This is a genomic window from Streptomyces sp. NPDC054961 (genome assembly GCF_053609145.1).
In genome coordinates this window covers 17,655-35,647 of the sequence record NZ_JBSGWY010000015.1, presented here as the reverse complement: position 1 = coordinate 35,647, position 17,993 = coordinate 17,655, and the positions used below count along the sequence as shown (strand labels likewise).

Annotated in this window: 15 protein-coding genes and 1 riboswitch; of the genes, 8 read left to right on the top strand and 7 right to left on the bottom strand. The window is 73.5% G+C overall.

The window, feature by feature from the left end; all coding sequences use genetic code 11:
- The coding region (locus ACWF9Z_RS15980; protein WP_453602539.1) for a hydroxysqualene dehydroxylase at window positions 1-1,788 on the top strand (1,788 nt) is incomplete at its 5' end.
- Window positions 1,789-1,813: 25 nt separating this feature from the next.
- Window positions 1,814-2,617 (top strand): helix-turn-helix domain-containing protein, encoded by an 804-nt coding sequence (locus tag ACWF9Z_RS15975; RefSeq protein ID WP_453602538.1) that lies wholly within the window; start codon window positions 1,814-1,816, stop codon window positions 2,615-2,617.
- Here the strand turns inward: ACWF9Z_RS15975 and ACWF9Z_RS15970 are convergent.
- Complete coding sequence (locus ACWF9Z_RS15970) at window positions 2,603-3,025, bottom strand: hypothetical protein (RefSeq protein WP_453602537.1); 423 nt, start codon at window positions 3,023-3,025, stop codon at window positions 2,603-2,605. The two genes, ACWF9Z_RS15975 and ACWF9Z_RS15970, sit on opposite strands and share 15 nt — an antisense overlap.
- A gap of 281 nt (window positions 3,026-3,306) precedes the next feature.
- Here ACWF9Z_RS15970 and ACWF9Z_RS15965 point away from each other — a divergent pair, with 281 nt between their 5' ends.
- From ACWF9Z_RS15965 to ACWF9Z_RS15950, 4 genes are all read left to right on the top strand, one after another.
- Entirely contained in the window at window positions 3,307-4,452 is a 1,146-nt protein-coding gene (locus ACWF9Z_RS15965; protein WP_453602535.1) for a hypothetical protein, read from the top strand.
- Window positions 4,449-5,012: a toxin-antitoxin system, toxin component gene (locus ACWF9Z_RS15960; RefSeq protein WP_453602533.1), complete on the top strand. Its 564-nt coding sequence runs from the start codon at window positions 4,449-4,451 to the stop codon at window positions 5,010-5,012. Before ACWF9Z_RS15965 ends, ACWF9Z_RS15960 begins: the two co-directional genes overlap by 4 nt.
- 104 nt (window positions 5,013-5,116) lie before the next feature.
- Window positions 5,117-6,667, top strand: coding sequence for an NAD(P)/FAD-dependent oxidoreductase (locus ACWF9Z_RS15955; RefSeq protein ID WP_453602531.1), 1,551 nt, complete (start codon window positions 5,117-5,119; stop codon window positions 6,665-6,667).
- Window positions 6,664-7,848 (top strand): MAB_1171c family putative transporter, encoded by a 1,185-nt coding sequence (locus tag ACWF9Z_RS15950; RefSeq protein WP_453602529.1) that lies wholly within the window; start codon window positions 6,664-6,666, stop codon window positions 7,846-7,848. Before ACWF9Z_RS15955 ends, ACWF9Z_RS15950 begins: the two co-directional genes overlap by 4 nt.
- 191 nt (window positions 7,849-8,039) lie before the next feature.
- On the opposite strand, the gene ACWF9Z_RS15945 is transcribed toward ACWF9Z_RS15950, so the two are convergent.
- Window positions 8,040-8,930, bottom strand: coding sequence for a bifunctional 5,10-methylenetetrahydrofolate dehydrogenase/5,10-methenyltetrahydrofolate cyclohydrolase (locus ACWF9Z_RS15945; protein WP_453602528.1), 891 nt, complete (start codon window positions 8,928-8,930; stop codon window positions 8,040-8,042).
- A 28-nt stretch (window positions 8,931-8,958) separates the two neighbouring features.
- A riboswitch (ZMP/ZTP riboswitch) is annotated at window positions 8,959-9,052 on the bottom strand.
- A 111-nt stretch (window positions 9,053-9,163) separates the two neighbouring features.
- Between ACWF9Z_RS15945 and ACWF9Z_RS15940 the strand changes: the two genes are divergently transcribed.
- Together ACWF9Z_RS15940 and ACWF9Z_RS15935 are read left to right on the top strand one after the other, a co-directional pair.
- Entirely contained in the window at window positions 9,164-9,925 is a 762-nt protein-coding gene (locus ACWF9Z_RS15940; protein ID WP_453602526.1) for a class I SAM-dependent methyltransferase, read from the top strand.
- A gap of 171 nt (window positions 9,926-10,096) precedes the next feature.
- A complete protein-coding gene (locus tag ACWF9Z_RS15935) occupies window positions 10,097-11,716 on the top strand; it encodes an RNA polymerase sigma factor (RefSeq protein WP_453602524.1) in 1,620 nt (539 codons plus the stop codon).
- A 16-nt stretch (window positions 11,717-11,732) separates the two neighbouring features.
- Here the strand turns inward: ACWF9Z_RS15935 and ACWF9Z_RS15930 are convergent, their stop codons facing one another.
- The 5 genes from ACWF9Z_RS15930 to ACWF9Z_RS15910 all read right to left on the bottom strand — a co-directional run bounded on the left by ACWF9Z_RS15930 (window position 11,733) and on the right by ACWF9Z_RS15910 (window position 17,964).
- Window positions 11,733-13,538: a vWA domain-containing protein gene (locus tag ACWF9Z_RS15930; RefSeq protein ID WP_453602522.1), complete on the bottom strand. Its 1,806-nt coding sequence runs from the start codon at window positions 13,536-13,538 to the stop codon at window positions 11,733-11,735.
- Window positions 13,535-14,596 carry an ATP-binding protein gene (locus ACWF9Z_RS15925; protein ID WP_453602520.1) on the bottom strand — a complete coding sequence of 354 codons (1,062 nt, stop codon included), beginning with the start codon at window positions 14,594-14,596 and terminating at the stop codon, window positions 13,535-13,537. The genes ACWF9Z_RS15930 and ACWF9Z_RS15925 overlap by 4 nt, the downstream gene beginning before the upstream one ends.
- A 103-nt stretch (window positions 14,597-14,699) precedes the next feature.
- Complete coding sequence (locus tag ACWF9Z_RS15920) at window positions 14,700-15,149, bottom strand: SRPBCC family protein (protein ID WP_453602519.1); 450 nt, start codon at window positions 15,147-15,149, stop codon at window positions 14,700-14,702.
- A gap of 106 nt (window positions 15,150-15,255) precedes the next feature.
- A complete protein-coding gene (locus ACWF9Z_RS15915; RefSeq protein ID WP_453602517.1) occupies window positions 15,256-17,352 on the bottom strand; it encodes an alkaline phosphatase family protein in 2,097 nt (698 codons plus the stop codon).
- A gap of 207 nt (window positions 17,353-17,559) precedes the next feature.
- Complete coding sequence (locus ACWF9Z_RS15910; RefSeq protein WP_453602515.1) at window positions 17,560-17,964, bottom strand: hypothetical protein; 405 nt, start codon at window positions 17,962-17,964, stop codon at window positions 17,560-17,562.
- Window positions 17,965-17,993: the final 29 nt, after the last annotated feature.

The following is a 17,993-nucleotide window of genomic DNA, read 5'->3' as shown; positions in this document are numbered from 1 at the left end:
TCGAGACTTGTTGAGAATCCCGATCGGGGGAGTCCCCCACGTGGGGGGAGTGGAGATGGTGGTGAGCCGGGGCGCGCTGCGCGGGCACCCCCCGCCCCCCCGGCCGGGGCCGCGGCCGGAGCCGCGGAGAAACGCCGCGTCGCCGTCCTCGGCGGCGGCGTGGCCGGGCTCACCGCCGCGCACGAGCTCGCCGAACGCGGCTACGCCGTCACCGTGTACGAGCGCCGGGCGCTCGGCGGCAAGGCCCGCAGCATGGACGTCCCCGGCAGCGCGCGCGGCGGCCGGCGCCCGCTCCCCGCCGAGCACGGCTTCCGCTTCATCCCCGGGATCTACCACAACCTGCCCGACACGATGCGGCGCATCCCCTTCCCGGGCAACGCGAACGGGGTCTGGGACAACCTGGTCGCCCCGCGCGAGATGATGTTCGCCCGCGCCGCCGGCCGCGAGGACCTGCGCGCGCCCATCCCGTGGCCCGACCACTCCCCCGCCGAACTGACCCCCGACGAGCTGCGCCGGTCCCTCACCGGCATCCTCCAGTCGCTGGTCCGGCTCCCGCTCCACGAGACGGCGTACTTCGTCGACCGCGCGCTCGTCTTCCTCACCAGCTGCGACGAACGGCGCAACGAGCAGTGGGAGCGCACTCCTTGGTGGGAGTTCACCCGGGCCGCGCGGATGTCGAGCGAGTACCAGCGCATCCTCGCCATCGGCGTGACGCGCAACATCGTGGCGACCAAGGCCGAGGAGGCCTCCACCCGTACGGTCGGCACGCTGGGCGAGGCCTTCGTCTTCAACCTGCTGGGACGCGGCGCGGACGGACCGCCGGACCGGATCCTGAACCTGCCGACCAACGAGGCCTGGATCGACCCGTGGGAGGCCCATCTGCGTTCTCTGGGCGTGGAGTTCCGGATCGGCTGGACGGTGCGGGAGGTGCGGTACGCGGGCGGTCGCGTGAGCGGTGTCCTCGTCGAGGACCCGGCGGGCGCGGCCCGGACGGTGACCGCCGAGCACTACGTCAGCGCGCTGCCGGTGGAGCACGCCCGCCGCACCTGGAGCCCGGCCCTGCGCGCGGCCGATCCGATGCTCGGGCGGTGCGACCAGCTGGAGACGGACTGGATGACCGGCATCCAGTTCTATCTGACCGAGCGGGCCCCCCTCGTCCACGGTCACCTCAACTGCATCGACTCCCCGTGGTCGTTGACGGCGATCCAGCAGGCCGAGCACTGGCCCGCGCGCGACTTCCCCGCCGACTACGGGGACGGCTCGGCCGTGGACTGCCTGTCGGTGGACATCTCCGAGTGGGACAAGCCCGGGATCCTGTACGGGAAGACGGCCAAGGAGTGCACCCGCGAGGAGGTCGCCCGCGAGGTGTGGGCGCAGCTGAAGGCCTCGCTCAACGACACCGGGAAGACCCTGCTGTCCGACGGGAAGCTGCACTCGTGGTTCCTGGACCCTGGAGTGGACGGGATCGGCACGCCGAACCCGACCAACCAGGACCAGCTGCTCATCCACCCGACGGGCACCTTCCACAACCGGCCGAGCGCGGGCACCCGCATCCCCAACTTCTTCCTCAGCGGTGACTACGTGGCCGTCGACATCGACCTGGCGACGATGGAGGGCGCGAACGCCTCGGCCCGCGCCGCCGTCAACTCCCTCCTCGACCGCGACGGTTCGACGGCGCCGCGGTGCGCGGTGAAACCGATGTACCGGGCGCCGGAAGTGGAATCCTTCAAACGCAACGACCTGTGGCGCTACCGGCTCGGCCTGCCGAACGCCTTCGACCTGGGGTGAGCCGCGCCGGGTTACCGTCGGGGGCATGACGACGACGGCAACGGTGGGATCGCTGCTCCGCACGTGGCGGGAACGGCGCGGGATCAGCCAGCTGGAGCTGGCGGGCCGCGCCGACTCCTCCTCCCGCCACATCAGCTTCGTGGAGACCGGCCGCTCGCGGCCCAGCGAGGAGATGGTGCTGCGGCTCGCGGAGCACCTGGACGTCCCGGTGCGGGACCGCAACGCCCTGCTGCTGGCGGCGGGTTACGCGCCCCGGTACGCGCACACGCCGCTGGACGACCCTTCGATGGAGGTGCTGCGCGAGGCGCTGGAGCGGCTCCTGACCGGCTACGAGCCGTATCCGGCGCTGATCGTGGACGCCACGTACGACGTGGTGGCCGCCAACCGGGGCATCATGATGCTGCTGGAGGGGATGCCCGAGCACCTGCTGGCCGGTCCGCTGAACGCGATGCGGCTGACCCTGCACCCCGAGGGACTGGCCCCGCGGATCCACAACCTGCGCGAGTGGCGGGGGCACCTGCTGGCCCAGATGGAGCGGCAGATCGCGCTGGCCCGCTCGGCGCCGCTGCGCGCGCTGTACGAGGAGGTCTCGGCCTATCCGGTGCCGGCCGCGGCGGCGGAGCGGCCCGGCGACGACGGACCGGACGGGGCGCTCGCCTCCATCGCGCTCCCCCTGCGGATCGAGCACGACGGGCACCTGCTCTCCTTCGTCTCGTCCATCTCCACCTTCAACACCCCGATGGACGTGACCGTCGCCGAGCTGGCCATCGAGACGCTGCTCCCGGCCGACCCCGCGACGGTGAAGTACCTGCGGTCACTGGCGCCCTGAGCCGGCGCGCAGCGCGAGCTGCTGCAGGAGCGCGAAGGCGGCGACCACGACCGCCTGCGCCGGGATCCACACCGCCCCGGCGGCGGTGGGGGCGAGGAAGGTGAGGAGGGCGACGAGACTGAGCACGGCCCAGGCGTAGTTGACCTCGACGACGAGCATCACCGGCCGGGCCGGGGGCTGCCGCCGCGAGGCCAGCAGGCCGACGCCCGCGCCGTAGAGCGCGAGCACGGCGCCCAGCACCAGCAGCAGTTCCTGCCCGACGCCGAGCAGCCGGCCCAGGGGCGCGGAGAAGGCGGCGTAGGCGAGGCCGTTGCCGGCGGTGACGACGGCGTCGAGGGCGAGGACGCGGCGCAGCGCGGTCTGCGGGACGGTGGTGCGGGCTACGGCGTGGAGCAGGGTTGCGGACATGGCGGATCAGCCTCCGTCGACGGTCGAACACGCTGGTGGGAGTACGGGTGACCCGGGTCCCGGAGCCGAGTGCGCGGCCCCGGGACCCGATGCCGCAACTGTGCCGCCGCGCCCCGACGGGGTCGATTACCTCCGGAGTCATGACCTTCGGCGGCCCCACCTTTTTTGAGCTGGACGGAAAGAAAGGTGGGGGGACGCCCTGGCCCGCCACAGAATCGAGGGCTAGGGTTCACACAGAGCAACCGTCTCGAACCTTCTCTCTACTGACGGAGATACGCCCGGTGCCAGCCGCCGTCCGGTCCGACCTCGCCGCTGCCTGGGCCCGCGTCGCGGAACTGGCGGAGCGGCGCGGCCAGGACCCGGCGCACGTGCTCGCCGTGGAGCGGCTCGGTCACCTGTCCGGGGTCGAACCGGCCCGCATCCACCGGGTCCTGGCCGGCACCGCGGCCGAACTGCCGCTGTACGAGCGGGTGCACCAGCGCTTCCTGCGGCTGCGCGCCACCCGCCGCGACAAGCACGGCCGCCCCTGGCCGCTCGCCGCCATCGCCGAGGACTTCGACGCGCCCGGCGCCTCCCTCGGTCCGCTCAACGCGGGCACCGGACTGCTCCGGCTCGGCCACGCGGCCGGCGTACAGCGGTTCTTCGGGGTCTACGCGGGCTTCCTCCTCGCCGACAGCAAGAGCGCGGTGGAGCGGGCCCTCGCCACCGCCGGGGCCGGACCGGCCGGCGGCCCCACCGGCGGCGCGGACAACCTCGAACACCTCTCGTACCTCACCGGCATCACCCCGCACGCCATCCGCCTCACCCTCGACGGCGATCCGCCCCGGCTCCCGCTCAAGGAACAGGTCCGCGAACGGTTCGAGCACCTGCGCCGCACCCGGCCCCGGGAAGACGGCCAGCCGCACTCCCTCACCGCGATCGCCCGGTCCTTCGACGCCACGGGCCAGTCCCTGACCCGCCTCGCGCAGGGCGAGGGGCTGCCCAACCTCGCGGCCGCCGCCGGAATCCAGCGCTTCTACGGAGTCGAGAGCGGCTTCCTGCTGGCCGAGGACACCGAGGCGCTCACCGCCACCCTCGGCGGGATCGAGCGCGAACTGCGGTCAGCGGAGCGGCCCGCCGAGAACCCGATGCTCGCCGTGATGCGGGCGCACGACGTGCGCAGCATCGTCACCCGGGCGGGCAAGCTCTCGCCGGGGGGCTGGAAATCGCTGGCCGACCACCTGGACGACCTGCTCGCACGGGAGGGACAGCTGAGCCGGCCGGCCGCCCCCGCCGCGCGAAGAGCGGGCGGCTCCGCCGCCGCGTGCCCCCGTGCCGAGGACCACACGGCCGGGGACCACACGGCCGGCGGCCGCGCCGGGAAGGACCGGCCCGGCGCCGGCGACCGGACCGCCCATGCCACACCTGCCGAGGGGGAAGCACCATGAGGACCACACGGGCCATGCGCCGGCTCGGCGCCGACCTGCTGGCGGCCGCGCGCCTGACCCCGCCCGCCGGAGCCGCCGACATCATCGGCGCCGTCTGCGCCGCCTACGGACGCGTGCGCGGCAGCCGTCCGGTCGAGTTCCGGTTCGCCGCCTTCCCTCCTGACACGGCCAGCGGGCTGTGGCTCGGGCTGGAGGAACGCGATCTCCTCGTCATCGAGGAGCACACCCGGCCCGAACACCAGCTCGTCATCGCCTGCCACGAGCTGTGGCACGTGGACGAGGGCACCTGCGACCACCACGGGCCGGGCTTGGCCGTGGCCGCGCGGCTGACGGCCCGCCACGGCGGCCTCGCCGGACTGCTGCGCTCCGACCGCGGACTGGGCTCCGTGGTCCGGCAGGCAGCGGCCCGCGCCGACCGGGAGGACCCGGCGGAGATCCGCGCGGAGACCTTCGGGCTGCACCTCGGCAAGATCCTCAAGGCGTTCCTTCCACCACCCCGGGAAGAACAGGTCCCCGAAGCGATCGAACGCCTCAAGAGCTCGTTCGGCTGGGGACGTTGAGCGCGGTCCCGGTGACCACACCCGACGGCTGACCGCCGCATTCCCCGCCGACGCACTTCCTCCGCCGATGCGCTCCGATCGGCCCTGACAGAGAGCACCACACGATGACCCAGTCTTCCCCGCCCCGCCACGCCGTCGTCATCGGCGGCAGCCTGGCCGGCCTGCTCGCGGCAGCCGTCCTCGCCGAGCACGCGACGGTCACGATCATCGACGCGGACACCCTGCCGGACGGGCCGGAGCCGCGCCGCGGACTCCCCCAGGCCCGGCACACCCACCTCCTGTGGTCGGGCGGGGCACGTGCCATCGAGGAGATCCTGCCGGGCATCACCGACGACTGGACGGCCGCCGGCGCCTTCCGCCGCAGCCTGCCCACCGACCTGGTCACCAAGACCGCGCAGGGCTGGCTTCCCCGTCACGGCGAGATGCAGTTCAACATCTCCTGCAGCCGCGACCTCCTCGACTCGGTCATCCGCTCCCGCGTCATCGGGCTGGCCGGGGTGACCACGCTCCAGCGGAGCCGGGTCCGCGGCCTGGAAGGCACCGCCGACCGGGTCACCGGTGTCCGCGTCGACGCCCCCGGGGAGGAGAACCGCCTGGTCACCGCGGATCTCGTGGTCGACGCGAGCGGCCGCGGCTCCCGCTCCCGGACCTGGCTGGAGGAACTCGGCGTCAACGGCCTCAAGGAGGCCGGAGTGGACTCCGGGCTCGTCTACGCGACGCGCATCTTCGAGGCCCCCGAAGGCGCCCACGCCCTGGGCTTCCCCATCGTCAACGTCCAGTCCGACCCGAGGGTGCCCGTACCCGGCCAGACCGCGACGATCGTCCCGATCGAGAACGGCCGCTGGCAGGCCACCCTGTCCGGCACCCGCGGCGGCCAGCCCACCGGCGACCCGGAGGCCTTCATCCCCTTCGCCAAGGGCGTCCGCGACCCGATCGTCGGCGAGCTCCTCGAGGGCAGGGAACCGCTGACGGACGTAGCCGTCACCCAGGGCACCGCCAACCGCCGGATCTTCTTCGAGAAGGCCGAACTCCCCGACGGGTTCTTCGCCGTGGGCGACTCGGTCGCGACCTTCAACCCGCTCTACGGGCAGGGCATGACGGTCGCCGCCCAGGGCCTGCTGGCCGTCCGTACGCTGCTGCGCGCCAAGGGCCTCGCGCACCCGGGCATCGGCCGCGAGGCGCAGCGCGCCATCGCCCCGCAGGTGTCCGTCGCCTGGGACCTCGCGACCTCGCAGGACATCCTGTACCCGGGGGCCACCGGCATGAAGCCCCGCCCCGGCGCGGGGCTCCTCAACGGGTACGTCGACCGGCTGATGACGGGCGCCACCACCAAGGAATCGCTCACCGCCGCCCTCCTCCAGGTCATCACCATGAACCGGGCGCCGACGTACTGGGTGCGCCCGGGCGTGGTGTGGGAGGTGCTGCGGGCCTCCGCGCGGGGCGCGCTGAAGGCGGCGCCGCTGACCTCGGCCGAGCGTGCCGTCGCGGGCCTCGACCAGGCCGGCCCGACCGCGCCCGCGCCGACCGCACCGGCGGCGACCGCGAGAGCCGAGGGGGCCGACACCGCCGCCACCGCCGCGGCCACCACCGCCGGCACGGCCGCCGCCGTCGTCGACAGCTCCGGACCCGCCGACCCCGTCGGACAGGCCCGATGATCGAAAGCCTCGTCCTCTACGTGCCGGGCGTGGTGATCGCCACGGCACTCCTCGTCAAGGCGCCGACGTTACGAAGGGGCTGGGACCAGCCCCTCATGCGCGCCGTCTGCACCCTCCTCGTCGTGGGCTCGCTCGCCGTGTTCCTCTCGGCGCCCCCGACCATCGTCGCCGTCAACAGGATGACCGGCGTCGTCAACTTCTCCGCTCCCCTCGTGTACAGCATGCTCACGGCCTTCTCCGGCGCCTGCATCGTGCTGATCCTGCACTGGAGCGGCCCCCCGACCCCGGCCGTGCACCGGGCCACCCGTCTGACGGTGGTCGCGTACGGCGCCGTGACGGTGGCGATCGTCGTCCTGTTCGCCCTGGGCGACGCGCCGGACGAACGGCTGCGGGACATGGACACGTACTACGCCAACACGCCCTGGCTGCGCGAGATGATCGTCTGCTACCTGACGGCGCACACCGTGGGCAGCACCGCGCTCACGGTGCTGTGCTGGAAGTGGCTCCGCCGCCTGGACCCCTCGATGTGGCCGCTGCGGACCGGACTCGCGCTGCTCATGTCCGGCGGAGTGCTCGACCTGGCCTTCCTCCTCGTGAAGTGGACGGCGATGGCCGCGTGCTGGAGCGGAGGGGACCTGGACTACCTGTCCACGAACGTGGCGCCGCCGCTGGGCGCCGCCGCGGCCCTGCTGGTGGGCTGCGGGTTCATCGTGCCCCTGGTCGGCGGATCGGCGCCGTGGCGGGACTACAGCCGCTACCGGCGGCTGCGGCCGCTCTGGGCGGCTCTGCGCGGGTTCTCCCCCTGCGGGGTGCGGCCCGTGCCGCTGACCTGGTGGTCACCGGTGGGGATCCGGCTGATCCATCGCGAATCCGTGATCGACGACGGGATCCTGGCCCTCGTGTACTGGTTCGACCCGGCCGTGCGCGAAGAGGCGTACGGGGCCGCGCGCGCCCAGGGACGGCCCGAGGAGCAGGCCGCGCTGGTGGCGGACGCGGCCATGCTCGCGGCGGCCTGCCAGCGCCGGGCGGCGTCGGAGCGGGCCGGCGCCCGCCCGGACGGCTCCGGGCCCGGCGGCGAGCACCCGTACCGCCTGGGCTCCCGGCCCCTGACCGAACTCGCGCGCGAGTTCCAGGCCTCCCCGATCGTGGCCGCGGCCCGCCACCGGGCCACCGGGGCCTGAGAGAGCCCCTCCACCACCCCTGCGGGGCCCTGGGACGCCCCGTACGGCCCTTTCGGGACCCGGTCGCACCCTTGGGGCCTCGTACCGCCCCGCAGGCCCTCCAGGCCGGCCCGGAGGGCCTGCGGACGCGGGACGCCCCGGGCCCGAAGGCCCGGGGCGTCGCGCCGTGCGGGAGGGGTGCGGCGGCCGGGTCAGAGGTCCGCGAGCGCCAGACCGGCCTGCGCGGCGGCGGCCTGGACGGTCTGCTCCAGCAGCACCGCGATGGTCATCGGGCCGACGCCGCCGGGCACGGGGGTGATCAGCGAGGCGCGGGCGGCGGCCGACTCGAAGTGGACGTCGCCGACGTTGCCCTCGTTGTAGCCGGCGTCCAGGACGACCGCACCCGGCTTGATGTCCTCGCCCCGGATGAACTCGGCCTTGCCGACGGCGGCGACCAGCACGTCCGCCTGGCGCACGAGGGCCGGCAGGTCCACGGTGCGGGAGTGGCAGTAGGTGACGGTGGCGTTCTGCTCCAGCAGCAGCATCCCGGCGGGCTTGCCCAGGATGGCACTGCGGCCGACGACCACGGCGTGCTTGCCGGTCAGGTCCACGTCGTAGGCGGCGAGGAGGCGCATGATGCCGCCGGGGGTGCAGGAGACGAAGCCGGGCAGTCCGAAGCCCATGGCGGCGAAGGAGTGCATGGTGACCCCGTCGACGTCCTTGCCGGGGGCGATGGCCTCGAAGGCGGCGCGCTCGTCGATGTGGTGCGGAACGGGGTGCTGGAGCAGGATGCCGCTGATCTCCGGGTCCTCGGAGAGCGCGGTCAGGGTGGCGACGAGCTCCTCGGTGGTCGTCGCGGCGGGCAGCTCCACGTGGCGGGAGGTGATCCCGGCCTTGGCGCAGCGGTTCTGCTTCATGCGCACGTACGTGACGGAGGCGGGGTCCTCGCCGACCAGCACGGTGGCGAGACAGGGCGCGGTGCCGGTGCGCTCGGTGATCCGCGCCGCGTAGGCGGCGGTCTGCTCCGAGATGCGGCGGGCGAGGGCGGTGCCGTCCATCAGCTCGGCGGTGCGGGCCGGCTGTTCGGTCTGGGCAGTCGTCATGGGGTCTCCTGAGCGTCGCTGCGGGATCGCGGTTCGCCCAGGCGCGCGGCAGTCGACGTACGGGAGCACGCCGGGCCGCTCCCCGGTGGTGATCCACCCGAACGCCAGTCACGGCCCGCCGCCCAGTGTAGGCGACCGCCCTGCCGACCCGGCGGGGCCCCCGGCGGCTCCCGGCGGCCCCGGCGCCCGGCAATCCGGTGGATGAGCCGCTCCCGGCCTGGGACGATCGGGGGATGACGCCCACCTTCGACCATCTCGTCGCGGAAGCGGAAGCCGTGTCCGTGGACGGCTGGGACTTCTCCTGGCTCGACGGCCGCGCGCGCGAGCAGCGCCCCTCCTGGGGCTACCAGCGGCTCCTGGGACAGCGCCTGTCCGGCGTCCGGGCCGCCCTCGACATCCAGACGGGCGGCGGCGAGGTGCTCGCCGGGGCCGGTCCCCTGCCCCCGCTGATGGTGGCCACCGAGTCCTGGCCGCCGAACATCGACAAGGCGACCCGGCTGCTGCACCCGCTCGGCGCGGTGGTGGTCTCGGACTCCGACGAGCCGCCGCTGCCGTTCGGCGACGAGGCCTTCGACCTCGTCGTCAGCCGGCACCCGGTGACGATCTGGTGGGAGGAGATCGCGCGGGTCCTGCGGCCCGGCGGTACGTACTTCTCCCAGCAGGTCGGTCCGGCGAGCGTCTTCGAGCTGGTCGAGTACTTCCTGGGCCCGCAGCCGGAGGAGGTCCGGCGCGGCCGGCACCCCGACGACGCGGTCGCCGATGCCACGCGGGCCGGCCTGGAGGTGGTCGACTTGCGGGCGGAGCGGCTCCGGACGGAGTTCTACGACATCGGAGCCGTGATCTACTTTCTACGGAAGGTGATCTGGATGGTGCCCGGCTTCACGGTCGGGCAGTACCGGGACCGGTTGCGCGAGCTGCACGAACAGATCGAACGCGAAGGCCCGTTCGTCGCGCACACCGCCCGATTCCTCATCGAGGCCCGCAGAACGGGCTGACAAGAAGGGCGGACGCAGCCACCGCAGATCGGTTGCCCGGTCACAGCGTGGCGCAGGTCACTCAATTCAGCGCGTAACGAATCTACTCGGGCGTGCGATGAACCGACAGGTGTCCTCGTGCGGCTCGGAATACAGACCCCCCTCGGGTCTGTTTCCCGAGTTCGCGCGAAGATGTCCCGCCACCCCCTTATATCTGTTCGCAACGAGAGGCTCCTTGTGTCGCTCAGCCCGTCCCGTACGTTCCCCACGGAGATCGCCGAATCCGAGGCCCTGGTCGCGCTTGTCGAGCGTGGCCGCGAGCAGGGTCACATCAACGGTGATGACGTGCGCCAGGCCTTCGAGGCCGGCCGCATCCCGGTGGACCAGTGGAAGCGGGTCCTGCGCAGCCTGAACCAGGTCCTGGACGAGGAGGGTGTCGCGCTGCACGTCAGCGCCGCGCCCGCCACGAAGGCTGCCGCCAAGAAGCCGCGCAAGGCGGCCGCTGCCCCGGCTCGCGCCGTCACCAAGAAGGCCGCTGCCGCGCCCCGCCCCATCGGCGCGCGCAAGACGGCCGCCACGGCCACCGCCGCGGCGATATCCGACCCGTCGGCCTCCGGGACCGAGGAGGAGGCGGCGGCCGAGGCCGCCGCCGCGCCGAAGAAGCGGACGGTCAAGAAGACCGCCGCGAAGAAGACGGCCGTGAAGAAGACGGCCGCGCCGAAGAAGGGCGCCAAGGACGGCGACGAAGACGCCGCCCCCGCCGCCGAGGGCGAGGACTGGGCCGCCGAGGACCTCGACGACGACGCCGAGAAGGAGACGCCCAAGACGGGCGGCAGCGCGGGCTTCGTCCTGTCCGACGACGACGAGGACGACGCCCCGGCGCAGACCGTCATGGTCGCCGGCGCCACCGCCGACCCCGTCAAGGACTACCTGAAGCTGATCGGCAAGGTGCCGCTGCTCAACGCCGAGCAGGAGGTCGAGCTCGCCAAGCGCATCGAGGCGGGTCTCTTCTCCGAGTACAAGCTCGAAGAGGAGGAGGACCACAAGCCCGCGTTCAAGCGCGAGCTCGAGATCCTCGTCGAGGACGGCCGCCGCGCGAAGAACCACCTGCTGGAGGCCAACCTCCGCCTCGTGGTCTCCCTCGCCAAGCGCTACACCGGCCGCGGCATGCTCTTCCTGGACCTGATCCAGGAGGGCAACGTCGGCCTGATCCGCGCCGTGGAGAAGTTCGACTACACCAAGGGCTTCAAGTTCTCCACGTACGCGACCTGGTGGATCCGTCAGGCGATCACGCGCGCCATGGCCGACCAGTCGCGCACCATCCGCATCCCCGTCCACATGGTCGAGATCATCAACAAGCTGGCCCGTGTCCAGCGCCAGATGCTCCAGGACCTCGGCCGGGAGCCCACTCCGGAGGAGCTGGGCAAGGAACTCGACATGACCCCCGAGAAGGTCATCGAGGTCCAGAAGTACGGCCGCGAGCCGATCTCCCTGCACACCCCGCTGGGTGAGGAGGGCGACAGCGAGTTCGGTGACCTCATCGAGGACTCCGAGGCGGTCGTGCCGGCCGACGCGGTCTCCTTCACCTTCCTCCAGGAGCAGCTCCAGTCGATCCTGGGCACGCTCTCGGAGCGCGAAGCGGGCGTGGTCTCCATGCGCTACGGCCTCAACGACGGCCAGCCGAAGACCCTCGACGAGATCGGCCGCGTGTACGGGGTCACCCGTGAGCGCATCCGCCAGATCGAGTCGAAGACCATGTCCAAGCTCCGTCACCCGTCGCGTTCGCAGGTGCTGCGCGACTACCTCGACTAAACCGGGGTCCGCGCCCTCAGGCCAGTCGGAAGACCGGCCCCCGGGGCGTGAACGGCAGGCAGGCGCCCTGCGGAACCAGGAAGGCGTGCTCGCGCCGGATCCGCAGGGTGTCGGTCCACCCGTCCGTGATCACCAGCACCGGGGCCCCGGGCGGGAAGTCCTCCGCCCTCAGCAGCAGGTCGATGCCCGGCTGCAGCACGGTCCCGCCCCCGCCCCGGATCTTCACCCGGCCCGCGATCTCGGTGGGGGGCAGATAGCCCGCGTCGTACGGCGCCGCGTCACAGAACACGACGCGGGCCGCCGGTACGTCGCGGGCTTCCGCGTACGAGGCGATGGCGCCGAGCGCCTTGCCGAGCAGGGCGGTGTCCATCGACCCCGAGGTGTCCAGGACCACGCCGAAGGTGCACCGGGCCGTCTCCTCCTCCGGAAAGTACCGGCCCGCACGCGGGATGTCCGGGGTCGAGGCCTGGCGGCGGGCGGGGCGCGCGAAGCTGCGTACCGGCTGCGGCCGCGGCACGTACGCGTCGAACCAGCGGGCCAGGCGTACGTCCCACGGCACCGGAGGGTGGGCCAGCGCCCTGATCTCCTCGACGAGCCCGGCGGGCAGCAGCCCGCGCTTCCCGTGCTCGTGCAGGTCGAAGCCCTGGACCAGACCGCGCCGGTAGAACTCGTCCAGGTCGGTGTACGGTCCGCTCCCCGGATGCGGCAGCGGCTCGCCCAGGATGTCCCCGCGGCCCTTGCCGCGCAGGGTGGCGAGCCGGCGCATCCGGCGCAGGTCGCCGGTGATCCGGTCGTAGACCTCCTCGGCCGAGAGGCCCTTCAGCGCGGGGTCGTACAGCAGCCCGTCGGGCATGTCGCCGACGCCCATCTCGACGAGCCAGCCGTTGACCACGTAGTCGGCGGCCACATTGTGGAGGTACGGGTCACGGGCGCCGCGGCGTTCGCCGTGGCGCAGGGCGGCGTGGAGCATCTCGTGGGCCAGGACGAACCGCCACTCGCCGTCGGTGAGGGAACGCAGCGGGTTCACGTAGATCTCGCCCGCGCTCGCGCTGACGGCGGCGATGGCGATGCCCTGGGCGCGGGCGAGCTCCGCGTCGGCGACGAGCCGCAGGCCCGCGGCGAGGCCGCCGAGCAGCGGGTAGGAGGAGACGAACCAGTTCAGGGCGCGTTCCCACGGCTGCGGGCGGTGGCCCTCACGGCCGGCGGCCAGATCCATGGTGGCGGACACGGACCGGGTGAGGGCATGGGCGAAGCCGGTCTGCCAGTCCGGGGCCGCGTTCCCGTTCTGCCAGGGCACCAGGATCTGGTCGGGGGCGCCGGGGGCGCTCGCGGCGCAGTCCTCGTAGCGGGGCGGGACGCCGCTCTGGCGCCAGGCGCCGGCGAGCTGCTCCTCGTCGCCTCCCGGGTACGCGTCGGGCAGCCGGTCGGGGGCCCGGCCGACGGGGAAGTTCAGCAGGAAGCGGTTGACGACCACGCAGCGGGCGGCGAGGTCGGCGCGGTCGGGCTGTGGCCGGCCGGTCTCCTCGGCGGCGGGAACGTGCCCGAATCCGAGGTGGAGCAGGCAGTGCGCCAGCGCCCAGGCCCACTCGGCGGGCTCGGCGCGGAGGGTGGGGTGGGAGTGGATCACGCCGTTGGAGGTGACCACGGCGAGTCCGGCGGCCGCGCAGAGCGCGCACGGGAGACCGCGGCAGAAGGTGGCGGAGACCGCGGCCAGGGCGGGGTTCTGCCGGACCGCGGCCCGCCCGGCCTCGTAGGCGAGGGTGGCGGGGTCGGGCTTGGCCTTGGCCTTGGCCTGCTGCGGGGAAGGCTTCCGGGTGGTCACCGGCGGGCCTCGACCAGCCGGGGCATGTCGCGGGCGGCCTCGATGAGGAACCAGGCGGGCAGGACGGGCAGGCCGTCCGCGTCGTCGGCGATGACGGTCTGGGCGACCTCGACGGAGATCTCGGCGAGCTGCACGAGCAGGGACTTGGCGCGGTAGGCGGTCTGCCGGACGCCGGGCGAGACGTGTTCCTTGCGGGCGGGGAGTTCCTTGACGAGGCGGCCCCGGAAGGCTTCGGCGAGGTAGTAGAGCAGGTCGCGGTCCTCCATGCGGGCGGGCCAGGAGGCGTCGCCCTTGATGACGGCCTCGATCCCGAAGCTGTGGCGGACGATCTTGGCGTAGCCGCGGAAGGAGACGGCGTGCGCGGGGGTGAGCGTGCCGTGCGCGAGGACGCCGAGCGTCTGCTCGTCCAGGCCGGGACCGAAGGAGTGCAGGGCGTCGGAGAGCATGTGCCAGGAACGGGGCGTGGAGAAGGGCTCCTCGCTCTTGGGCGGCTGCGACCAGAGGTGGTCGGGGCGGTCGGCGAGGTAGTCGGCGACCCAGGGGTGGATGCCGTTCTCGCCGGCCCAGACCAGCCAGTCCCCGGCGGAGGCCCGCAGGTGGACGTGGGTGAGCCGGTTGACGAGCGCGGAGGCGATGGGCCGCGCCAGCGCGTTGTCGGTGGCCCGGTTGCCGGCGCCGATCACGATGGAGCCCGCGGGCAGCTCGTAGGAACCGATCCGCCGGTCGAGGATCAGCGAGTAGAAGGCCTTCTGCACGTCCGGGCTCGCGGCGTTGAGCTCGTCGAGGAACAGGCAGTACGGCTCCTCGCGGGCGATCGCCTCGGGCGGGCAGAACACCGAACGCCCGTCACGGATCTGCGGAACGCCGATGAGGTCCTCGGGCGCGAGCTGCGTACCGAGCAGGCTGACGCACTCCAGGCCCAGGGAATCCGCGAACTTCCGCACGAGCGAGGACTTCCCGATCCCCGGAGCACCCCACAGGAAGACGGGCCGCACGGTGGCGAGCCCGAGGAGCAGTTCGGGGAGCTGGGCGGGGGTGACGGTGACGGCGGCCTGCACGGGTGTGGTCGTCCTCCGGGGAGTGGGTACGCGGCGCGCCCAGTGTGGACGCGCCGCGTGCCCCGGAGCATCCGGTTTTCCGCCGCCGGCCGTCCCGTGCGGTTCAGGCCGCGGTGTGTTCCAGGAGGTGCTTCAGCTTCTCCTCGCCGCGGGGCATCTCCTTGCGGACCATCGGCCTGACCAGGAGGGGGACCAGGGCCCTGCCCATGCCGTGGCCCTCGAAGTCGACGGCCAGGGTGACGCGCGAGCGGGTTCCGCCGTCGAGGGGTTCGATGGTGCCCCGCACGTCCGGCCGTACCGGTCCCTCGACGCCGTGGAAGTGCCAGCTCCTCGGCGGGTCGAGTTCCGTGACCTCCATCTTGGTGGGGATCCTGCGCCTGCCGATCCGTCGGGTGACGATGACCCGGGAACCGATGTGGACGGGGAGGTCGCCCATCGGAACCGCCGACAGGGCGCTGTCCTGCCACTCGGGCAGGTGCGTGGGGTCCGTCACGTACGCGTAGACGTCCTCGGGCGGGCGGTCGATGTCGATGGTTTTCCTGATCGCGGACATGGCGACCCCTTAGAGCCCCCCTGACGGACCGGCCTCTCCTCCCAAGCTACCGCCCGGCCCGGACCGCCGTCCCGCCCTTCCCGGGCCGAGCTGCCGGCGGCCGCCTTCAAGGCGCCGGGGGCGGGGGCGTGATCCGGGCCGTCGGCAGCGCCGAGACCGCCGGGGGCACCGGCACCTGCGGCCCGTCCACCTCCCGCAGCCAGTCCCGCAGCACCGCGTGCACCGCCTCCGCGCCCACCAGTTCCGGTCCGGGCTCCGGGTCCGGTTCCGACAGCTCGACCGGCCACATCAGGAACGGGTGCCCCTGCTCCCCGCCCAGGCCCCCGTGGGACCCGATCTGCTCCTCGAAGGCGTGCACCGCGCCCGTCCGCGGGTCGTACGCCGAGTTCACCATCACGTCGGCCACGTGCGGGAAGGCGTCGGTACGCCGGACCGCCTGCGCCGCGCCCGGCCCGAAGGGGGCCAGCAGCGCCTCCGCCGCGCCCGGCACGTCCAGCCGCGCCTCGGCCCCGCCCGGCCCCAGCACCACCCCGTCCACCAGCAGGAACCCGATCCCCGGATGGGCGGCCAGCGTCGCCAGAAGCGCCGGGTGCGCGCGCTCGATCCGCTCCCTGGACGCCCGGCCGGGCAGGTCCGGGAAGGAGATCAGCCCGAGGTTGCCCGACGCCAGCACCACCGGGTCGGGGCCACGCCCGGGGCGCGCCTCCTCGTCGTCCTCCTCGACCGGCCGGTGCAGGGCGGCCCGTACGGCGGCCCGCGCCTCGGCCCCGCTGCTGGTGCGGCCGGCCCGGCGGGACACCGGCAGTCCGCAGCTCACCCGGACCAGGTCCTTCAGGGTGAGCCCGTACCGGGCCAGGAAGGTCTCCCCCGGGCTCTGGCCGTGGTCCGAGAGCAGCACGATCCGGTACGCGCGGGGCGCGTGCTCGGCGACCCGCGCGACGAGGGCGAGGCTGCGGTCGAGGCGGGCGAGCACCTGTTCGGTGTCCCGGGCGCGCGGGCCCGAGTGGTGGGCGACCTCGTCGTAGGCGACGAGGTCGGCGTAGACGGCGGCGCGCCCGGCCAGCATGTCGCCGATCACGGCCGCGACCACCACGTCCCGTTCCACCACCGTGGCGAAGGCCCTGATCAGGGGGTACAGCCCGCCGCGCGCGACGCGCGGCCGGTCCCCGCGCACGCGGGCGCGTACCGACTGGACGATCTCCCGGCCCACTTCGGCGGTGAAGGACAGGGCGGTGCGGACGGCGTTGGCCGGATCGGAGAAGTACGCGAAGTAGCCCGCGCGGGAGCGGTTGCCGGGCCCCCGGCGCGCGGACACCGACAGGACCAGGGCCAGTTGTCCGGCGCCGCCGCTGAAGAGGTTGCCGCGGCTGGCGCCGTCGCGGACCAGCAGGCCGCCGTTCCCGGTGCGTTCGACGGCGCGGCGCTGGAGCTCGGCGGCGCTGGTCGGCCGGTTGCAGACCACGACCTCGCCGGTGTCCTTCTCGTACCAGCGGAAGGCCGGGACGTCGAAGTTGGAGCCGTGCAGGATGCCGAGCTGGCTGGCGCCGGTCTGGCTGGACCAGTCGGTCCGCCAGGACCTGATGCGGTGGGTGCGGTCGAGCCACTCGGCCACGGTGGGCATCAGCCCGCTGCCCGCGGCGTGCCGCATCACTTCGTACCCGACCCCGTCGAGCTGGAGGAAGACCAGGCCGGGCGCGCCTTCCCCGGCGCCGGGCCCGGCGTCGCGGCGCTGGCGGCGGCGGCGCCGGTCGGCGAGGCGGTACAGGCGGCGCCGGTAGGCCTCGTCGTCCCGTACGGCGAGTGCGGTGGACGTGGCCGAGGCCACCGCGGACATGACCGCGGCGACGACCACGGCCGTCTCGGGCGCGGCCTCGCCGCGGCCGGCCGGGATCAGGCTGAGGGCTATCAGCAGCAGGGAGCCGTTGAGGAAGAAGACCAGGAGGCCCAGCACGAGGGCCGGTACGAGCAGCAGGGCGCGGACGACGACCGGCCAGACGAGGGCGCTCAGCAGACCGAACGCTCCGGCGCCGATCGCGGCCGTCAACCCGATCTGCGTGATGCTGTCGTGGTCCCCGCCGGCAGCCTGGAGCCGGAAGTCGGGGAGGATGCCGGCCAGGGCGAGCATGGTGAGGGTGGACACCGCCCAGACCAGGCTGATCCGCACCAGGGCGCCGCCCGCGCTCCGCCACCGGCCTCGCAACACTCCGCACCCGCCTCACCGCTGTGGCCCGCACCGCGCCGACGAGCCCCCGTCCCACGCTCCCTCCAGGCTCGCACAGCGGCGGCGGCCCGGCCGGATGGCACAGGTGGCGCATGTGCGTACGGAGGGTGGCGGCGGGCCCGGGGGGGGTGGCGGAGGGCCGGGGGCCCGGGCGCCGGGGTGGCGGGGTGCCCGGATGTGGGGTGGCCGTTACGTGCCGTCGTAGCCCGCGGTCGGCATGGAGAGGCGGCGGTGCACTTCGGCCTTCATCGCGGAGGTGTAGCGCGGTTCGTCGAGCCCGGCGGTTTCCAGTCGCACGCCGCGTCGTTCGCATTCGGCGGCGAACTCGTCCACGGAGTGCAGCGCGCGTCCCAGTACCCGGCGGTTGGCGGCGACGAACAGATCGACCCGGCCTGCGTCGACGTCGTGCCAGAGCCCGCAGTGGTCGGCGCGCAGCCCGTAGACGAGCAGGTGCCTCGTCACCACGTAGCCCCGGCCCGCGGCCCAGCGGGCGCACATGGCCTGTTGACTCCGGGTGTCGACGGCGAACGGATCGGCGTCGAGGTCTTCGAGCGGGGCCAGGCTGGCGATCGCGGCCACGCGCAGCTCATCCATGCCGCCCGACCCTACTCCGATCCGCGGTC